The sequence below is a fragment of the Drancourtella sp. An57 genome (assembly GCF_002161525.1).
Classification (GTDB): domain Bacteria; phylum Bacillota; class Clostridia; order Lachnospirales; family Lachnospiraceae; genus Sellimonas; species Sellimonas catena.
Map to the genome: position 1 here is coordinate 1 of NZ_NFHY01000025.1, position 17,669 is coordinate 17,669.

Consider the following 17,669-nt stretch of genomic DNA (forward strand, 5'->3'; position numbering starts at 1 on the left):
CGGGTTTGGCAATGCCATCGAATATCTTGGGCGTTACACGCACCGGATTGCCATTTCGAACAACCGCATCCTTTCTGTTTCGGAAACCGAAGTGACTTTCTCAGCACGGGGAAAAAAACCGGGAGAGCCCAAACGGCAGATCACTCTCAGCCACAAAGAGTTTATCCGCCGTTTCCTCATGCATGTGCTCCCTTCCGGTTTTCAAAAGATCCGTTATTATGGATTTCTGAACAACCGGATGAAATCCAGAAACCTCAAACTGATCTTTCGGATTCAGGGGAGGCAGAGGTTTCGCCAGCGCTATGCCGGGATGTCCATGGCGGAACTGCTGAAAGCAGTCTGGAACATCGACCTGTCAATCTGTCCGGAATGCGGCTGCGCTTCCATGCAGCAGCTGGGGAGGAGTTATGCTCCTTCCCCATAAACGAACGTTCTTTTCATATCGCTTTTTAGGCCTCCCACTGGAAGGTCTGCGAAACATGCCCGGAAATCCGATTGCCGCCAGGAATTCATCGGATTTTCCCGTTTTTCATATGGAATACGAACTTTTTCGGCTCTCCGGAAAGATCCAATCCCCATAAGTGATCTGGCTGACCGTCCGCGAATTGGTACAATTGGAAAGAATCACATTCAGAGCAGTTCCGCTTTACTCAGGACTGCTCTTTTTCCGCTCTGAATCTGATACTTTCCTGATGAATTATAACACTCTTTTCTTACGAAAACAAGGGTCCGGCCAAACGCTCTTTCCCGCATAGCCGGACCCTCTCTTATGTACGTTCTTTCAAGGTACGATTATTCCTCTGCTGCTCTGTTTGCAATCTCTTTTTCCTGAACGTCGGACGGAGCCTGCTCATATCTTGCAAACTGATATTCATAAGTACCGCGTCCTCCTGTCATGGAACGGAGGTTCGTGCAGTATCCGTAAAGCTCCATCATCGGAACATCGGCTTCAATTGCCTGTTTTCCTCCGTTGACCGGATTCATGCCAAGCACACGGCCGCGGCGCTTGTTCAGATCACCCATAACGTCACCGGTATATTCATCCGGAACTGTTACCTTCAGGGATGCGATTGGTTCAAGAAGTACCGGAGATGCTTCCATGATTCCTTTCTTGAATGCCTGGATCGTTGCGGTCTTAAATGCCATTTCAGAAGAGTCTACCGGATGATAGGAACCATCGTACAGCGTTGCTTTCACTCCGACTACCGGATATCCGGCAAGAGGTCCTTTCTGTACAGCTTCCTGGAGACCTTTTTCCACAGCCGGGAAGTAGTTCTTCGGAACCGCTCCTCCTACGACTTTTTCTTCAAATACGAATGGCTCTTCCAGATCACCGGACGGCTCGAATGTCATCTTGACATGACCATACTGTCCGTGTCCTCCTGACTGTTTCTTGTATTTGGAATCAATATCGGATTTCTTCCGGATCGTCTCGCGGAATGCTACCTTTGGTTTCTCAAGAGTAATCTCTACTTTATATCTGGAGGCGAGTTTGCTTGCAATAATTTCCAGATGCTGGTCTCCCATGCCGTACAGAAGAATCTGTCTGTTTTCTGTATCATTGACAACCTTCATCGTCACATCTTCTGCCATCATTCTGGAAAGTGCCTGGGATACCTTATCTTCATCTCCCTTGGTCTTGGTCGTATATTTCATGTAGGTATAAGGCTGGGAATACTCGGTTTTTGCGTATGCAATCTGTGTGTTCTTTGTAGAAAGTGTATCTCCTGTCTTCGTAGTGGTCAGTTTTGCAATGGCCCCAATATCTCCTGCAAACAGCTCTGATACTTCAATCGGCTTATTTCCAAGCATCGTGTAAATCTTGCCCGGCTTTGCCTCTGCATCTGTGTCTGCATTGTACAGCACGTCATCACCTTTGATAACGCCGGAGCACACTTTGATGAAAGAATATTTTCCGATAAACGGATCCACCATGGTTTTATATACATATGCACTCTTTGCTTTCGCAAAATCATAATTTGCCTCATAGATGGCATTTGTTTTCCGGTTCATGCCGACACATTCACGGTTTGCCGGGCTTGGGAAGAACCGTACGATATCAGAAAGAAGGTTTGCAACCCCCTGTGCCTGAAGATTGGATCCCATTGCTACCGGAACGATATCTCCATCCATTACTTCCGTACGCATCGCGGAACGGATCTCCTCAATGGAAAACTCCTCTCCGGAAAGATAGCGGTCCAGGAATTCCTCACTGGTCTCTGCCACTGATTCCATCAATGCTTCTCTGTACTGCTGGAGATATTCCATACAGTAATCCGGGATCTCACATTCTTCCCTCTTTCCAATCTCTGTGTAGCGGCGTCCCGCATTCTTGATAATGTTAACGTATCCGACGAGCTTCTCGTTTTCACGGATCGGCATGAAGTGCGGTGCGATCACCTTCCCGTATTTTTCACGGAGTGTCTCCACAACCTGACGGAAACTTGCGTCGTCCACATCCATCTCTGTCACGTAAACCATACGCGGCAGATTGTATTTGTCGCAGAGTTCCCATGCTTTTTCCGTTCCGACCTCTACGCCCGCTTTTCCGGAAACAACAATGACTGCTGCATCCGCAACACTGACAGCTTCTTCCACTTCACCTACAAAGTCGAAGTATCCCGGTGTATCCAGCACATTAATTTTCGCTTTTTCCCATTCGATCGGGATCAGGCTCGTGCCGATAGAAAATCCGCGTTTCTGTTCCTCTTTATCGAAATCGCTGATGGTATTTCCGTCCCCTACTTTTCCCATCCTGTTTACCGCGCCTGATACATAGGCCATCGCTTCTGCAAGACTTGTCTTTCCGCATCCGCCATGACCTAACAAAACAACGTTTCTGATTTCATCCGTCCTGTAAACTTTCATATAGTGCTGCCTCCTTGATTTTCTAGCTCAAATTTTACCGTTCTTGTTTTAACAGTAATCATGGGTATATTGTACTAAATTTTTCGTAATTTTACAACTCTTTTATTGAATTTTCACAATGTCTCTATAACTATTCAGCCATGCGGCCTGTAACAATGAAAACCTGGCGCAAGCTTGCTTGCAGAAGGTTTGAGTTGTTTCAGGACATATGGCGTTTAGCCATAAGCGAAGATTCAGCTGCGTAAGCAGCGAAAAGCAGCGCGAGCTGCGAATCTAAGCTGCATGGCTGAATAGTTGACTATTACTTGAACATTTTGAATATGGATTCTATCAGATGTATTTTGACAAACATCTGAAAATCTTCTAAAATGGAAGAAATAACAAGATCAGGAAAGATGAGGACTTAATTATGAAAACAGGATTTATCGGGCTTGGATTGATCGGTGGTTCGATCGCAAAGGCCATCCGCCAGTATTTTCCGGAAAGTGAGATCGTCGCTTTTGATAAAAGCCGGGAAACGCTGGCCCTTGCAACTGCCGAATCGGTCATCAATACGGCGGTAACAGTCATTGACGAAAATTTCAAAGGGTGTGACTATCTGTTTCTGTGCACACCGGTCATTTACAATTCTGCCTATTTAAGCCAGATAAAGCCGTTTCTCTCAGAGAAAACGATCCTGACCGATGTCGGCAGCGTCAAGACGCCGATCCATCAGGAGGTGGAAAAACTTGGGCTCTCCGACTTTTTTATCGGAGGACACCCGATGGCAGGATCAGAAAAATCCGGATATGTGAATTCCAAGGCGGTTCTGATTGAGAATTCCTACTATATTCTCTCTCCGTCCAGACCTGAACAGAAGGAAAAAATACAGGCCTTCACAGAGTTTATTCAGGCAATCCGCGCGATTCCGGTCACACTGGACTGCAGGACGCACGATTACATCACAGGAACGATCAGTCATCTGCCGCATGTAATCGCCTCCGGCCTTGTCAATTTCGTCCGGGATCATGATACGACGGATGAACTGATGAAACTATTAGCCGCCGGCGGTTTTAAGGATATCACAAGAATTGCATCCTCTTCCCCGACGATGTGGGAACACGTCCTTATGACAAACCGGGAAAATGTCTCCGAAATTCTCGGAAACTACATCAAGACACTGGAGGATGCCAAAAAGCTGATTGATGCAGGCGATTCCCAGGGAATCTACAATTTCTTCGACACTTCACGGAACTACCGGAATTCTGTTCCGGATATTTCCGCCGGGCCGATCAAAAAGCTTTTTGCCATCTACTGTGATATCATCGATGAGGCGGGCGGGATTGCCACCATCGCAACCATCCTTGCCTCCAATAATATCAGTATTAAAAATATCGGGATCATTCACAACCGCGAGTTCGAAGAAGGTGTTCTCAGAATTGAATTTTATGAAGGTGCCGCTCAGGAAAAGGCAGCCCAGGTTCTCCGCAGACACCGCTATACGGTCTATGAGCGTTCCTGATAGCCGAAAATGATATAAGGGAGATATATTTATGAGACAGATCAAATCATCCTCTCCTCTGAAAGGAGAGATTACCATACCGGGAGATAAATCCATCTCCCACAGAAGCATTATGTTCGGAGCCCTTGCAAAGGGCGTGACCTCCGTCCGCCACTTTCTGGAGGGTGCGGACTGCCTTTCTACCATCGGATGCTTCCGGCAGATGGGAATTGAAATCCAAAAAGAATCTGACGGCCGGATTCTCGTCCACGGCAAAGGAATCCACGGGCTTACAGCTCCTGCCGCCACACTGGATGTGGGAAACAGCGGTACAACTACAAGACTGATTTCCGGAATCCTAAGCGCGCAGAATTTTACTTCTGTACTTTCCGGAGATGCGTCATTAAATTCCAGACCTATGGGACGGATCATCCGCCCGCTTTCCATGATGGGCGCACAGATCAAAAGTCTCCGCGGAAATGACTGTGCCCCGCTTCAGATCGACGGTCGCATGGATCTTCACGGAATCCACTACGATTCTCCGGTAGCCTCCGCCCAGGTCAAATCGGCCATCCTCCTTGCAGGGCTGTATGCTGACAGAGAGACTTCTGTCCATGAGCCGGCTCTTTCCAGAAACCATACTGAGCTGATGCTCTCCCAGTTTGGAGCCGATCTTCATACAGAGATCCTAAAAGACGGCTCCGCCGAAATCCGGATTGCTCCATGTGAAGAGCTTTACGCCCAGGACATTCTTGTACCGGGCGATATTTCCTCCGCGGCCTATTTTATCGCTGCCGCCCTCTTGGTACCGGGATCAGAAGTTCTGATTAAAAACGTGGGGATCAACGAAACCCGTGCTGGAATTTTAAAGGTCTGCAAAGATATGGGGGCCGATATTACCTATCTCAATCAGAATCAGGGTGCGGGAGAACCGACCGCAGATCTTCTCGTACGCAGTTCCAGCCTTCACGGCGTCTGCATCGAGGGAACGGTAATCCCGACGCTGATTGATGAAATTCCGATGATCGCCGTCCTTGCCGCATTTGCCAGGGGCCAGACCATCATCCGCGATGCGGCAGAGCTGAAAGTGAAAGAAACCGACCGGATCCGGACCGTAACGGAAAATCTGAAGGCCATGGGCGCAGATGTCACTCCAACCGACGACGGCATGATTATTCAGGGCGGAAAACCGCTCCACGGTGCCGAAATCCACCCTTACATGGACCACCGTATCGCCATGGCATTTGCTGTGGCAGGACTTGCCTCTGAAGGGGAAACAACGATTCTGGAAGAACAGTGTGTCGATGTCTCCTATCCGGGATTTTTTGAAGCTCTGCACACACTTACCGTATAATCTTTCGAAAAGAAAGGGGTGTCTTATGATGACCAATGAAGAATTATTCGCCTCCATCTATACGCACGATACGATCTATCTGCCGCCAAGCGAACAGGACTGCGCGGCCTTGGAGGTTGCCCTTGGATGCAGCCACGCGAAATGCCGGTTCTGCGACTTTGCAAAGGACCCGTTCCAGATTCATTCCATGGAACAGATCCGGCGGAACATGCAGATCCTGGGCCGTTTCCGCCCGGATGCGTACCGGCTCTTTCTGCTGGGAGAAAACGCCTTTGTTCTCGATTATCAGAAGCTTTGCCAGATTTTTGATATGACAGATCAGTATATGCCGAACATTCACGAATTTTCCATGTATTCCCGCATAGACGACATTGCACGGAAAACGGATGAAGAGCTTCGGATTCTCCATAAGATGGGACTTTCCACCCTCCACATCGGACTGGAAAGCGGAAGTGATTCCATCCTGCTTGAGCAGAATAAAGGAGTCACCTCCATGGATATGCTTGTACAGCTTCGAAGGCTGGAGGCTGTGGGAATCGAATATTATGTCACCATTATTCTTGGACTTGGCGGGCGCCGTTTTTCCGTCCACCATGCTCTTGCCACCGCCCGGCTGCTAAACCAGCTGCACCCGGCGGATATCTGGTGTCTGAAGCTGAAACTCTGGCCGGACACCCCGCTTTATAAGGATGCAAAGAAAGGGCACTTCGACATGATGAACGATGCCGAGATGCTCTGGGAGGAACGGATCATGCTGGAAAATCTGACCGTCAAAGACTGCATGTTCCATGACACTACCGTCCTCAATACCTATACTATCCAGGGACGCCTTCCGGAAGAAAAAGCTTCTCTTCTGGATGCGATCGATATGCTTCTGGCATCCTGCGGATTTTAAATGTAAAAGTGAAAACCAGGGAGAATAAACATATGAAACGGAATCCAAACGCCTGCTTAATCTGCGGCAAAGAATTGATTTATACAGAACACGCGAAGGAAATGGAATGTTCCATCTGTCATCAGACGTTTTTATCCAATGCCTGCTGTGAAGATGGACATTTTGTCTGCGATTCCTGTCACGAAGCAAAGGGACTTGAAGCCATCCGGGACTTCTGCCTTTCCACGGATCTGAAAGATCCGATTCAGATCGCACAGCAGATCATGCAGAATCCTTTTATCTATATGCATGGACCTGAACACCATGTCCTTGTCGGCTCCGCCCTTCTGACCGCTTATAAAAACTGTGGAGGCAGTATCGATCTTGAGGAAGAGCTCTCTTTAATGGAAGAACGTGGCAAACAGGTGCCTGGCGGTGTCTGCGGCTTCTGGGGATGCTGCGGTGCCGGAGTCAGCACTGGAATATACTGCTCCATCCTCTCAAAGTCAACTCCTCTTGCCGGTACTTCCTGGGGGCTTTCCAATCAAATGACCTCCAGGTCTCTGGAAAACATTGGAACTCACGGCGGTCCAAGATGCTGCAAACGGGATTCATTCCTTGCTATTTTAAGTGCAGTAGAATTTACAAAAGAGCATTTTCAGGTGGAACTCCCGGTTTCCTGCAGCATCCGCTGTTCTTTCCATGAAGAAAACGGACAGTGTCTGAAAACCCACTGCCCGTTCTATCCACTTTCCTGATATGTAATCAAAACTTTTTCCATGCTCCCGGATGGAATAATAAAAGAAGCGGAAACAGTTCCAGCCTTCCGGCGAGCATATCAAAGATCATAACGAGTGTCGTTCCATTGCTGAACGCACTGAAATTTCCTGTCGGCCCGACCATTTCAAGTCCAGGGCCGACATTATTTAATGTCGTTGCTACTGCGGTAAAATTTGTTACCAGATCGAAATCATCAATTCCAACCAGCAGTACCGAAAACGCAAAAATCAGAATATAAATAATCATATAGACATTTGCAGCCCTGAGTACTTCGTGTGAAATCAGCCGTCCGTCCATCTGAAGTTTCTTGACTCCGGTAGGATGTACAAGCTGGTTCAGTTCTTTTCTGATGGTCTTTCCGAGAATCAGAATACGGGATACCTTGATTCCTCCTCCGGTACTTCCCGCACATGCCCCTACAAACATCAGCATGACCAGAATGGTCCGTGGCACCTGTGCCCATAGGTTAAAGTCTGTCGTTGCATATCCGGTCGTTGTAATAATAGATCCCACCTGAAAAGCAGAATGCCGGAAAGCCTCTTCTGCGGTCGGATAGGAAGACCGGATATACAAAAAGATCACAAGCACGGCCGCCGCAATGATCCCAAAATACCATCTGACTTCCTCGCTTTTTAATGCTTCTATCGGTTTTTTCAGAAGCAGAAGGAAATAAAAATTAAAATTAACACCGAACAAAATCATGAAAGTTGTCACTACATACTGCAGATACGGCGAATATCCGGCAAGACTGTCGTTCTTAATTCCAAAGCCGCCGGTCCCGGCCGTTCCAAATGTGATGGTAAGTGCGTCAAACAAAGGCATCTTCCCGATCAGAAGAAGTATGATCTGAATGATTGTCATGACAATATAGATCTGATACAGAACTTTTGCCGTACTCTTGATTTTGGAAGTCATTTTTGTGACGGACGGTCCCGGACTTTCCGCCCGCATCAGATTGATATTTTTTCCTCCGCTCAGCGGCAGAATCGCCATAATGAAAACGAGTACTCCCATTCCGCCTATCCAGTGGGTAAAACTTCTCCAAAAGAGAATACAACGCGGCACTACCTCCACATTCGTCAGAACGCTGGATCCGGTGGTTGTAAATCCGGATACTGCCTCAAACAACGCTTCCACCGGATTTGGAATCACTCCGCTTATCACAAATGGTACCGCCCCCACGATGCTCAGTACAATCCATCCAAGGGCAACGCTGGCAAATCCTTCCCTGGAATGGAAGTCTTTGTTTTTTGGTTTCCGAACCGTCAGCGGTATTCCGATTACCAGTGCAGCTGCCATTGTAATCAAAAAAGAAATTCCGCATTTTTCCTGATAAATCACCGCCACAAGACAGGAAGGAAGCATAAACGCCGCCTCAAAATTCAGTATCCACCCTATGATATACATTACCATAGAATAATTCATAGTCTTTACTCCTTTTCCCCGTCTGGTCTCTCATTAATATTTCAGAATATCCGTAATGTCGTGAAGACCCTTGTGAGTTGTCACGATAATCACGGAATCCCCTACTTTCAGCATGTCCTGTCCACGGGCCATCTTCAGTTTTCCATATCTGCTGATATAACATACAAGCAGATGATCCTTTAACGGAAGATCCATAAGCCTCTGGTTTGTGACACTGGAATCTTCCCGGATGACAAACTCCAGCGCTTCCGCCTGTCCGTCCAGGATTTTGTAAAGAGTCTCCACATTGCTTCCAAGGGAATTCTGCATCGCTCTTGTATAGCGGACAATGTGATCCGCCGCAAGGTTTTTCGGATAGATAACGCTGTCAATATCCAGTTCATCCACTACTTCCTCGAAGTGAATCCGGTTGACCTTGGCAATCAGTTTTGCGTTCGAGTATTTTCGTGCAAGCAGTGCAAGCATCAGGTTTTCCTCATCCATATTGGTCAGCGCCACAAAGGAATCCGTATGCATCAGACCCTCTTCCAGGAGAAATTCCTTGTCAGTTCCGTCTCCCTGAAGAATCGTAGCTTCCGGCAGCTGTTCACTGAGCATCTCACACCGCTCTTTATTCTGTTCTATAATTCTGACATCCACCCTCATTTCGAGAAGCTGCTTTGCAAGATAGTATGCTATCGTGCCCCCGCCTACAATCAGTGTACTTTTTGCCTGATGGGTCGGAATCCCCATTTTGCGGAAGAACTTTGCTGTCTCCTTCGGCACTGCCATCATGGATACCAGATCGTTGTTCTTCAGAACAAAATCTCCGTTCGGGATCACAACCTGTCCCTGTCTCTCCACGCCGCAGATCATAATGTCACACTTCATTTTGGAAATAATATCCGCGACCTGAAGTCCGTCCATATGGAGTTCCGGATTCATCCGGAATTTGATCATTTCCACCCTTCCTCTTGCAAATGTATCAACCTTCTTGGCGTACGGAAGACGAAGCAGCTGGGAAATCTCCTGAGCGGCCGTCAGCTCCGGATTGATAACAGCCGACAGGCCCATCTGGCGCTTGATGAAGTTTACTTCCTTGCTGTAAATCGGATTTCTTACTCTTGCAATTGTCTGGCACTTTCCCGTCTTCTTCGCGATCAGGCAGCAAAGAAGATTCAATTCGTCTGAACCGGTAACTGCGATCAGAAGTTCCGCATCCATGACACCGGCCTCCACCTGTACCTGATGGCTGGCACCGTTTCCCACAATCCCCATCGCATCAAACTCTTCTTCCGCCTCTTCCACTTTCTTTTGATTCAGGTCAATAATCGTAATATTATGATTTTCAGAGCTAAGCTGGTCTGCAATTGTTGTTCCTACTTTTCCAGCTCCTACAATAATGATATTCATGACTCCTCCTGCGTAAACAAAAAAATTTCATATAATTTTTATGAAATCTTAATCATTATACTCCTTTTCCGCAGAAAAGCAATATCTTTCTCCAAGATTTTACATTGACCCTGACCGTACTTTTCTTTTCATGCAAAAAGACGCCTTCCGGCGTCTTTCTGCTATCATGGCTACACAATATAATGTTATTTGTTCAGTCCCATTTCTTCACGCACTTCGATGAAGCATTTTACGATGAAATCGATATCTTCTTTTGTATGGCTTGCACATACCTGTGTACGGATTCTTGCTTTTCCCTTCGGTACTACCGGATAGGAGAATGCTACGACATAAACACCTTTTTCCATCATTCTCTTAGCGAATTCAGCAGCTGTCTTCTCATCGTAGATCATAACCGGCACACATGGATGTGTTCCCGGAATAACGTCAAATCCATTTTCATCCAGTTTCTGGCGGTAGTAAGTAGTAACTTCCTCCAGATGGTCACGGAGTTCTGTGCTTTCGCTTAACATATCAAACAGTTCCATGCTTGCTCCGACAATTGCCGGTGCAAGAGAGTTGGAGAACAGATACGGACGGCTCTGCTGACGAAGCAGGTCAATAATTTCCTGACGTCCGGATGTGTATCCGCCTGATGCTCCGCCCAGGGCTTTTCCAAGTGTTCCCGTGATAATATCTACACGGCCTTCTACTCCACAGTATTCTGCTGTACCACGGCCTTTTTTGCCTACAAATCCAACTGCGTGGCTGTCATCTACCATAACAAGTGCATTGTATTTGTCAGCAAGATCACAGATACCTTTCAGGTTTGCGATGATACCGTCCATGGAGAATACACCGTCTGTAGCGATCAGTTTGATTCTTGCTCCGGCTTCATCTGCCTCTTTTAATTTTGCTTCCAGATCTTCCATATCATTGTTTTTGTAACGATATCTCTTTGCTTTGCAGAGACGTACTCCATCGATAATGGAAGCATGGTTCAGTTCATCACTGATGACTGCGTCTTCTGCTTTCAGAATTGTCTCAAACAGACCGCCGTTTGCATCAAAGCAGGAGGAGTAAAGGATAGTATCGTCTGTTCCAAGGAAATCAGAGATCTTTTTCTCCAGCTGTTTATGAATGTCCTGTGTTCCGCAGATGAAACGTACTGAAGCAACACCGAATCCTCTTTCATCATAAGTACGCTTTGCAGCGTCGATCAGTCTCTGGTTGTTACCAAGTCCCAGATAGTTGTTTGCACACATGTTGAGGTACTCTTTTCCATCTTCCAGAACTACTTTTGCTCCCTGAGGAGAGCAGATCGGAGCTTCCCCTTTGAAAAGGCCTGCTTCTTTGATTTCATCTACTGTTTTTGTATAAATGCTTAAAATATCATTTTTACGTGCCATTTGAATCTATCTTCCTTTCTTATCTTCGATCGCTTGCCTAGTCATTGATATGAGACCAGTCAAGTACTACTTTTCCTGAATTTCCGGAGATCATTGCCTCGAATCCTTTTTCGTAATCTTTGATGTCGAAGCGGTGTGTAATGATCGGGGAAATATCAAGTCCTGCCTGAAGCATTGTGGACATCTTGTACCAGGTATCCCATACTTTTCTTCCATAGATACCGCGGATATTCAGACCATTGAAGATTACTGTCTCCAGATCGACTTTCGTTTCTGTTCCCTGAAGTCCGAGAAGCGCGATCTTTCCGCCGTGTTTCATATTGTGAATCATATCAGAAAGTCCTGCCGGGCTTCCGGACATTTCAAGACCTACGTCAAACCCCTCTGTCATACCAATTTCTTTCATGACGTCTGTCAGTTTTTCTTCTTTTAAGTTTACTGTTCTTGTTGCCCCAAGTTTTGTTGCAAGATCCAGGCGATACTGGTTCAGGTCTGTAACAACAACGTGTCTTGCTCCTGCAAATTTTGCGATTGCCGCTGCCATAATTCCGATCGGGCCTGCGCCTGTAATCAGAACATCCTCTCCCAGCATATCATAGGAAAGAGCTGTATGTGTAGCGTTTCCGAACGGATCAAAAATCGCATACATCTCTTCCGGGATATTCGGATTGCACGGCCATACATTGGAAGCTGGAATTACAAGATATTCTGCAAATGCGCCATTTCTGTTAACGCCAACACCTTTTGCATCTTTGCAGTTTTCCTTGTGTCCTTCCAGGCAGTTCCGGCATTTGCCGCATGTGATATGTCCTTCACCGGATACGAGATCTCCGATCTTGAATCCCTGTACTCCAGGACCTACTTCTACGACTTCTCCGACATACTCATGACCTGCTGTCAATCCGATCGGAATCGTATGCTGTGCCCATTCATTCCACTGATAAATATGTACGTCTGTACCGCAGATAGCCGTTTTGTGGATTTTGATCTTTACATCATTTGGTCCTACTTCCGGAATCGGTACTCTTTTCATCCATAAACCTGCTTCCGGTTTCTCTTTTACCAATGCCCACATCATGTTATCGCTCATTTTTGAATTCCTCCGTTCTTTTGACAAACTGCCTAATTTCTATCTTAATAATACTCCCTCCTTTGTAAAATTTCAAGCATTTTTTCCGTCTCTGACAAACATTTTAATCTCACTTGTCTTTTTCTCGCATACAAAGACAGTTGTCTTTCTACAAAAGGCAAGTTGATTTTTTTCCGGATTTTCTCTTTTCTTTTTATAGATCTTTTGATATAATATATAAGCTGATTCTATCAGCGACTATGGAGATGTACTCAAGTGGTCGTAAGAGGTCGCACTCGAAATGCGATAGGTCCGCAAGGGCGCGTGGGTTCGACTCCCACCATCTCCGCTTTCAAAAAGCTCTCCGGCAGTTACAGTCCTGCCCGGGAGCTTTTTTCAGTTCAACGCATTAACTTGACGTTCCGTGCCTTCAGATTGTACCATATAGTACAGATCGAAACTTATCAAATCCCTGGAGGTACTATATTATGAAGAAAAAACTCTTGTCTTATCTCCTGATCGTAGTAGGAGGCACCATGACGGCTGCCGCATTTGGTCTCTTCGTACTGCCTCAGAATTTTGTGGCAGGAGGTGTGACAGGTCTGTCTGTTATTCTGCAGAACCTGCTTCCGCTCCCTCTGTCTGCGATTGTACTTTGTATCAATATCCTTTTGTTTCTTGTCGGATGGCTGTTTGCCGGGAAGGAATTCATTTTTAAAACATTGATTATGACTTTCCTGTTTCCGGTCCTTCTGGATGTCTTCTCCCAGATCGACCTGTTTCTTCCGTTATCTCAGGATCCTTTTCTGAGCAGCCTTCTTGCCGGATGTCTTCTTGGAATCGGAAGCGGCATTATCCTGCGGGCAAATGGTTCCAGCGGCGGATTTGACATTCTCGGTGTTGTTCTCAATAAGAAGTTTCGCATTCCTGTCTCTGTTGTCATGTATGTGTGCGACTGCACCGTGATTCTTCTGCAGGCAGTCTCAAAGCCACTTCTTCAGACAGTTTACGGAGTTATTGTCATACTTGTTACCAGTATCATGGTTAATAAGGTCATCACCTACGGCCGTTCAGAAGTCCAGCTTCTGATTTTTTCTTCCGAGCATGAAAAGATCCGTCAGGAACTTCTGCATACCTTTGATCTTGGTCTGACTTTCCTTCAGGCAGAGGGAGGATATCATCTGGATCCATCCAAGGTGATCCTTACCATTCTGCCGTACCGGAAGATCAACGATGTAAAAAAGATGATTTATACGATTGATCCTACCGCTTTTACTGTCATCGACAACGTCAACTACGTTGGAGGCCGTGGTTTTACTATATCCAGATAGTATTTCCGGATCGTAAAGACTTTTTTAATAGTTTCTTTCGTTTTTTAAGAATCCTTTTATCCGGCGTACACATTCCTTTCATATTTTTCCGGTATAGTATGTATTGTAATAGTTATTTAACTATGAAACCAAACATAAACCTTCCAACCCTCAAAAGAAAAAACTGGAAGCAGAATCCAAAGCCCATAGATTTCTGCTTCCAGTTTTCTTTTTTTATACTGTCTGTTACCGGATCAGCATGGCATCCCCAAAACTGAAGAAACGGTAGCGTTCTTTTACTGCTTCCTCATATGCATGAAGCACATGCTCCCTTCCTGCCAGTGCGCTGACCAGCATAATCAGAGTCGATTCCGGGAGATGGAAATTCGTCAGAAGGCAGTCCAGTACTTTAAACCGATATCCCGGATAGATGAAAATCTCTGTCCATCCGCTGCATTCTGACAGTGTTCCGTCAGGTTTTGCCGCCGACTCCACCGTGCGGCAGCTTGTCGTTCCGACACAGATCACCCGGTGTCCTTCCCGTTTTGCACGATTGATCTTTTCTGCTTCAGAAGCCTCAATCCGGTAAAACTCCGAGTGCATATGGTGTTCCTGAATATTTTCCACTTTCACCGGGCGGAAGGTGCCAAGCCCGACATGAAGTGTCACATGAGCGATCTCGACACCGCTTTCTTTGATTTCTTCCAGAAGCTCCGGCGTGAAATGCAGGCCTGCCGTCGGAGCTGCCGCGGATCCGCTGTGTTTTGCATACACGGTCTGATAGCGGTTTTTATCCTCCAGCTGATGGGTGATATACGGCGGGAGCGGCATCTGTCCAAGCTGATCCAGAATCTCCTCAAAGATTCCTTCGTAGGAAAACTGAATCAGGCGGTTTCCTTCATCCACCACGTCCAGCACTTCTCCGATGAGAAGCCCTTCGCCAAAGCTGATTTTCGTCCCGGGCTTTGCCTTTTTTCCGGGTTTTACAAGGGTTTCCCAGATGTCATTTTCTTTTCTCTTTAAAAGCAGAATCTCGATCTTTGCATTTGTTCCCACTTTGGACCCGATCAGCCGGGCCGGAATGACTTTGGTATCATTGATCACCAGACAGTCTCCCGGCTCCAGATACTCTTTGATGTCCCGGAAGGTTCTGTGCTCAATCTCACCGGACTCCTTGTCAAGGACAAGGAGTCTCGAGCCGGAGCGGTCCTCCAGCGGGTCCTGCGCGATCAGTTCCTGCGGCAGTTCAAAATAAAAGTCTTCTTTTTTCATCATGATGACGATTCCTCTTTACTGTCTCAGTTCGATGCCCATGCTCTCCAGACCGTTGAGAATCTTTTTCATGGCTTTCGTCACGTCTGATTCCTCAAGCGTTCTGTCTTTCGCACGGAATACAATCGAATATGCGATGGATTTGTATCCTTCTTTGATCTGAGCGCCTTCATAAAGGTCAAACAGATTGTAGCTTTCCAGAATGTCTCCGCCTCTCTGCTCAATCATCGCCTCGATCTGCCCTGCAAGGATCTCTTTTGGAACTACCATACTGATATCTCTTGTCACAGCCGGGAATTTTGCGATTCCGCTGTATTTCCGGTCAAATGTTGCGCGTGCAACCACTTCCGGCATATCGATGACTGCAACGTATGCACGTCCGCCAATGCCATAATTGTCCGCAACTTCCGGATGAACTTCTCCAAGATAACCGACAACGGTTCCTTCATAAACAATATTTGCCTGACGTCCCGGATGCAGGAAGGATTTGCCCGCGTTCGGATCGTACTGTTCTTTTTTGCGCATGCCGATCTTTTCAAAGAATTCTTCCACAACACCTTTCATGCTGAAGAAATCGCCTTCTCCGTACATTCCAAGTGTAAACTGCATCCTCTCTTCCGGAAGTTCGGTAAGCGGCAGTGATTTCGGAAGATAAATATTTCCAAGCTCATAGAGTCTTACATCTTTGTTTCTCCGGTTATAGTTCGTTGCAAGGGAAGTCAGCATTCCGTTCAGGGAAATGGTACGCATAATGCTGTAGTCCTCTCCAAGCGGATTGGAAATCTGGATTGCCTGACGTTCCTGCGCATCCTTAGGAAGCAGGAGTTTATCAAATACTTTCGGACTCTCGAAGGAATATGTCATACCCTGGCTGAATCCGCAGAACTCCGCGATTTCTCTTGCGGAAGCTTCGATTCTCTGCTTGAAGGAAAGCTTTCCTGTTGTCGCTTCTCCCTTCGGGAGGGTAGTCGGAATATTGTCATAGCCGTAGAATCTTGCCACTTCCTCTGCCAGGTCCGCAAGGCGGAAAATGTCATGGCGGAAGGTCGGAGCCACGATTTCGTTTGTCTCTTCATCGTAGGCAAGTTCTACTTTTGCAAGGTATCCGATCATCTCTTCTTTAGAAATATCTGTTCCAAGAAGACGGTTGATGGCATCTGCGTCAAACGGAACACGGACAGGCTCTTTTACCTTTCCATATACATCTACAGTTCCTCCGACTACTTCACCTGCGCCCATCTCTTCTACGAGCTGGCATGCACGGTCGATCGCTGCCTTTGCATTGTTCGGATCCAGTCCTTTTTCAAATTTTCCGGATGCATCGGTACGCAGTCCTACACGTTTGCTGGACTTACGGATATTTGTCCCATCAAAGCATGCCGCCTCAAACAGAACGGTGTGCACGTGATCTGTGATCATGGAATTTTCGCCTCCCATAATTCCGGCGATTCCGATGGATTTTTCGCCGTCGCAGATCATCAGTACGTCTTTGTCAAGGTGTCTCTCCTGACCGTCCAGTGTCGTGAATGTCTCACCGTCTTCTGCATTTCTGACAATGATTTCTTTTCCTGCGATGGTATCCAGATCGTAAGCGTGCATCGGCTGTCCGTATTCTTCCATCACGTAGTTTGTGATATCAACAAGATTGTTGATCGGGCGGATTCCGACAGATGCTAGTCTTCTCTGCATCCACTTTGGAGACGGTCCGATTTTAATATTTTTTACGACTCTTGCGCAGTATCTGGAGCAGAGATCCTGATTCTTGACAGTCACTTTGATATAGTCAGAAGCATTCTCCTCATTTCCGGTCTCTTTAACAACCGGCGGATGGAAGCTTTTTCCGAATGTTGCCGCTGCTTCTCTTGCGATTCCGATCACGCTGAAGCAGTCCACACGGTTGGATGTGACTTCATATTCAAATACCGCATCATGAAGTCCAAGTACTTCAATGGCGTCTGCACCAACTTCCACATCATCCGGGAAAATATAGATTCCATTTTCCGGTGCTTCCGGATACATTTCTTTTGTAGAACCAAGCTCTTCGATGGAGCACATCATGCCGTAACTGTCCACTCCGCGCAGTTTTCCGGCCTTGATTTCAATTCCGCCTTTCGTTTTACTTCCATCGTGTCCGCCTGCTACACGGCCTCCCACGAGAACAACCGGAATTTTCTGTCCTTCTTCCACATTCGGCGCTCCGGTTACGATCTGAATTGTCTCGCTTCCGATATTCACCTGGCAGATGACAAGCTTATCCGCATCCGGATGCTTTTCGATCTTCTCAATCTGCCCTACCACGATCTTGTCCAGATCTTCATCCATCTTTTCATATCCCTCCACCTTGGTACCGGACAGTGTCATGGCGTCTGTGTATTCCTGCTCTGTCACGTCCAGATCCGGGACATATGCTTTAATCCATGATAATGATGTATTCATGATCTTTTTTCCTCCCTTATC

Annotated in this window: 13 protein-coding genes and 1 tRNA gene; 7 read left to right on the top strand and 7 right to left on the bottom strand. The window is 46.7% G+C overall.

The window, feature by feature from the left end:
- Positions 1 to 424, top strand: a 424-nt coding sequence (locus tag B5G11_RS15275; protein WP_204229635.1) for a transposase, incomplete at its 5' end; no start/stop codon positions are given.
- A gap of 368 nt (positions 425 to 792) precedes the next feature.
- On the opposite strand, the gene B5G11_RS15280 is transcribed toward B5G11_RS15275, so the two are convergent.
- Entirely contained in the window at positions 793 to 2,868 is a 2,076-nt protein-coding gene (locus B5G11_RS15280) for an elongation factor G (protein ID WP_087167436.1), read from the bottom strand.
- A 409-nt stretch (positions 2,869 to 3,277) separates the two neighbouring features.
- On the opposite strand from B5G11_RS15280, the gene B5G11_RS15285 reads away from it, so the two are divergent.
- Genes B5G11_RS15285 through B5G11_RS15300 form a run of 4 tightly spaced genes read left to right on the top strand, consistent with a single transcriptional unit; the run spans position 3,278 to position 7,334 of the window.
- The gene (locus B5G11_RS15285; protein ID WP_087255361.1) at positions 3,278 to 4,369 is read left to right on the top strand and encodes a prephenate dehydrogenase; all 1,092 of its coding nucleotides are present in this window, start codon (positions 3,278 to 3,280) and stop codon (positions 4,367 to 4,369) included.
- A gap of 31 nt (positions 4,370 to 4,400) precedes the next feature.
- The gene (gene aroA, locus B5G11_RS15290) at positions 4,401 to 5,702 is read left to right on the top strand and encodes a 3-phosphoshikimate 1-carboxyvinyltransferase (RefSeq protein ID WP_087255364.1); all 1,302 of its coding nucleotides are present in this window, start codon (positions 4,401 to 4,403) and stop codon (positions 5,700 to 5,702) included.
- Between the two features lie 25 nt (positions 5,703 to 5,727).
- A complete protein-coding gene (locus tag B5G11_RS15295; protein ID WP_242959080.1) occupies positions 5,728 to 6,597 on the top strand; it encodes a radical SAM protein in 870 nt (289 codons plus the stop codon).
- A gap of 32 nt (positions 6,598 to 6,629) precedes the next feature.
- Positions 6,630 to 7,334: a DUF5714 domain-containing protein gene (locus B5G11_RS15300; protein WP_087255370.1), complete on the top strand. Its 705-nt coding sequence runs from the start codon at positions 6,630 to 6,632 to the stop codon at positions 7,332 to 7,334.
- A gap of 7 nt (positions 7,335 to 7,341) precedes the next feature.
- On the opposite strand, the gene B5G11_RS15305 is transcribed toward B5G11_RS15300, so the two are convergent.
- The 4 genes from B5G11_RS15305 to tdh form a co-directional block, all read right to left on the bottom strand.
- A complete protein-coding gene (locus B5G11_RS15305; RefSeq protein WP_087255373.1) occupies positions 7,342 to 8,781 on the bottom strand; it encodes a TrkH family potassium uptake protein in 1,440 nt (479 codons plus the stop codon).
- A 33-nt stretch (positions 8,782 to 8,814) separates the two neighbouring features.
- Positions 8,815 to 10,173 (bottom strand): Trk system potassium transporter TrkA, encoded by a 1,359-nt coding sequence (gene trkA, locus B5G11_RS15310; protein ID WP_087255386.1) that lies wholly within the window; start codon positions 10,171 to 10,173, stop codon positions 8,815 to 8,817.
- A gap of 185 nt (positions 10,174 to 10,358) precedes the next feature.
- The gene (locus B5G11_RS15315) at positions 10,359 to 11,561 is read right to left on the bottom strand and encodes a glycine C-acetyltransferase (RefSeq protein WP_087167443.1); all 1,203 of its coding nucleotides are present in this window, start codon (positions 11,559 to 11,561) and stop codon (positions 10,359 to 10,361) included.
- A gap of 37 nt (positions 11,562 to 11,598) precedes the next feature.
- Positions 11,599 to 12,636 (bottom strand): L-threonine 3-dehydrogenase, encoded by a 1,038-nt coding sequence (tdh, locus tag B5G11_RS15320; protein ID WP_343215524.1) that lies wholly within the window; start codon positions 12,634 to 12,636, stop codon positions 11,599 to 11,601.
- Positions 12,637 to 12,892: 256 nt separating this feature from the next.
- Here tdh and B5G11_RS15325 point away from each other — a divergent pair.
- Positions 12,893 to 12,979 (top strand) — tRNA-Ser (locus B5G11_RS15325).
- 139 nt (positions 12,980 to 13,118) lie between these two features.
- A complete protein-coding gene (locus B5G11_RS15330; RefSeq protein ID WP_087255389.1) occupies positions 13,119 to 13,961 on the top strand; it encodes a YitT family protein in 843 nt (280 codons plus the stop codon).
- A 225-nt stretch (positions 13,962 to 14,186) separates the two neighbouring features.
- Here B5G11_RS15330 and queA read toward each other — a convergent pair whose 3' ends face one another.
- Both queA and pheT read right to left on the bottom strand, forming a co-directional pair.
- Positions 14,187 to 15,212 carry a tRNA preQ1(34) S-adenosylmethionine ribosyltransferase-isomerase QueA gene (gene queA, locus B5G11_RS15335; protein WP_087167523.1) on the bottom strand — a complete coding sequence of 342 codons (1,026 nt, stop codon included), beginning with the start codon at positions 15,210 to 15,212 and terminating at the stop codon, positions 14,187 to 14,189.
- An 18-nt stretch (positions 15,213 to 15,230) separates the two neighbouring features.
- The gene (gene pheT / locus B5G11_RS15340; protein ID WP_087255392.1) at positions 15,231 to 17,648 is read right to left on the bottom strand and encodes a phenylalanine--tRNA ligase subunit beta; all 2,418 of its coding nucleotides are present in this window, start codon (positions 17,646 to 17,648) and stop codon (positions 15,231 to 15,233) included.
- Positions 17,649 to 17,669: the final 21 nt, after the last annotated feature.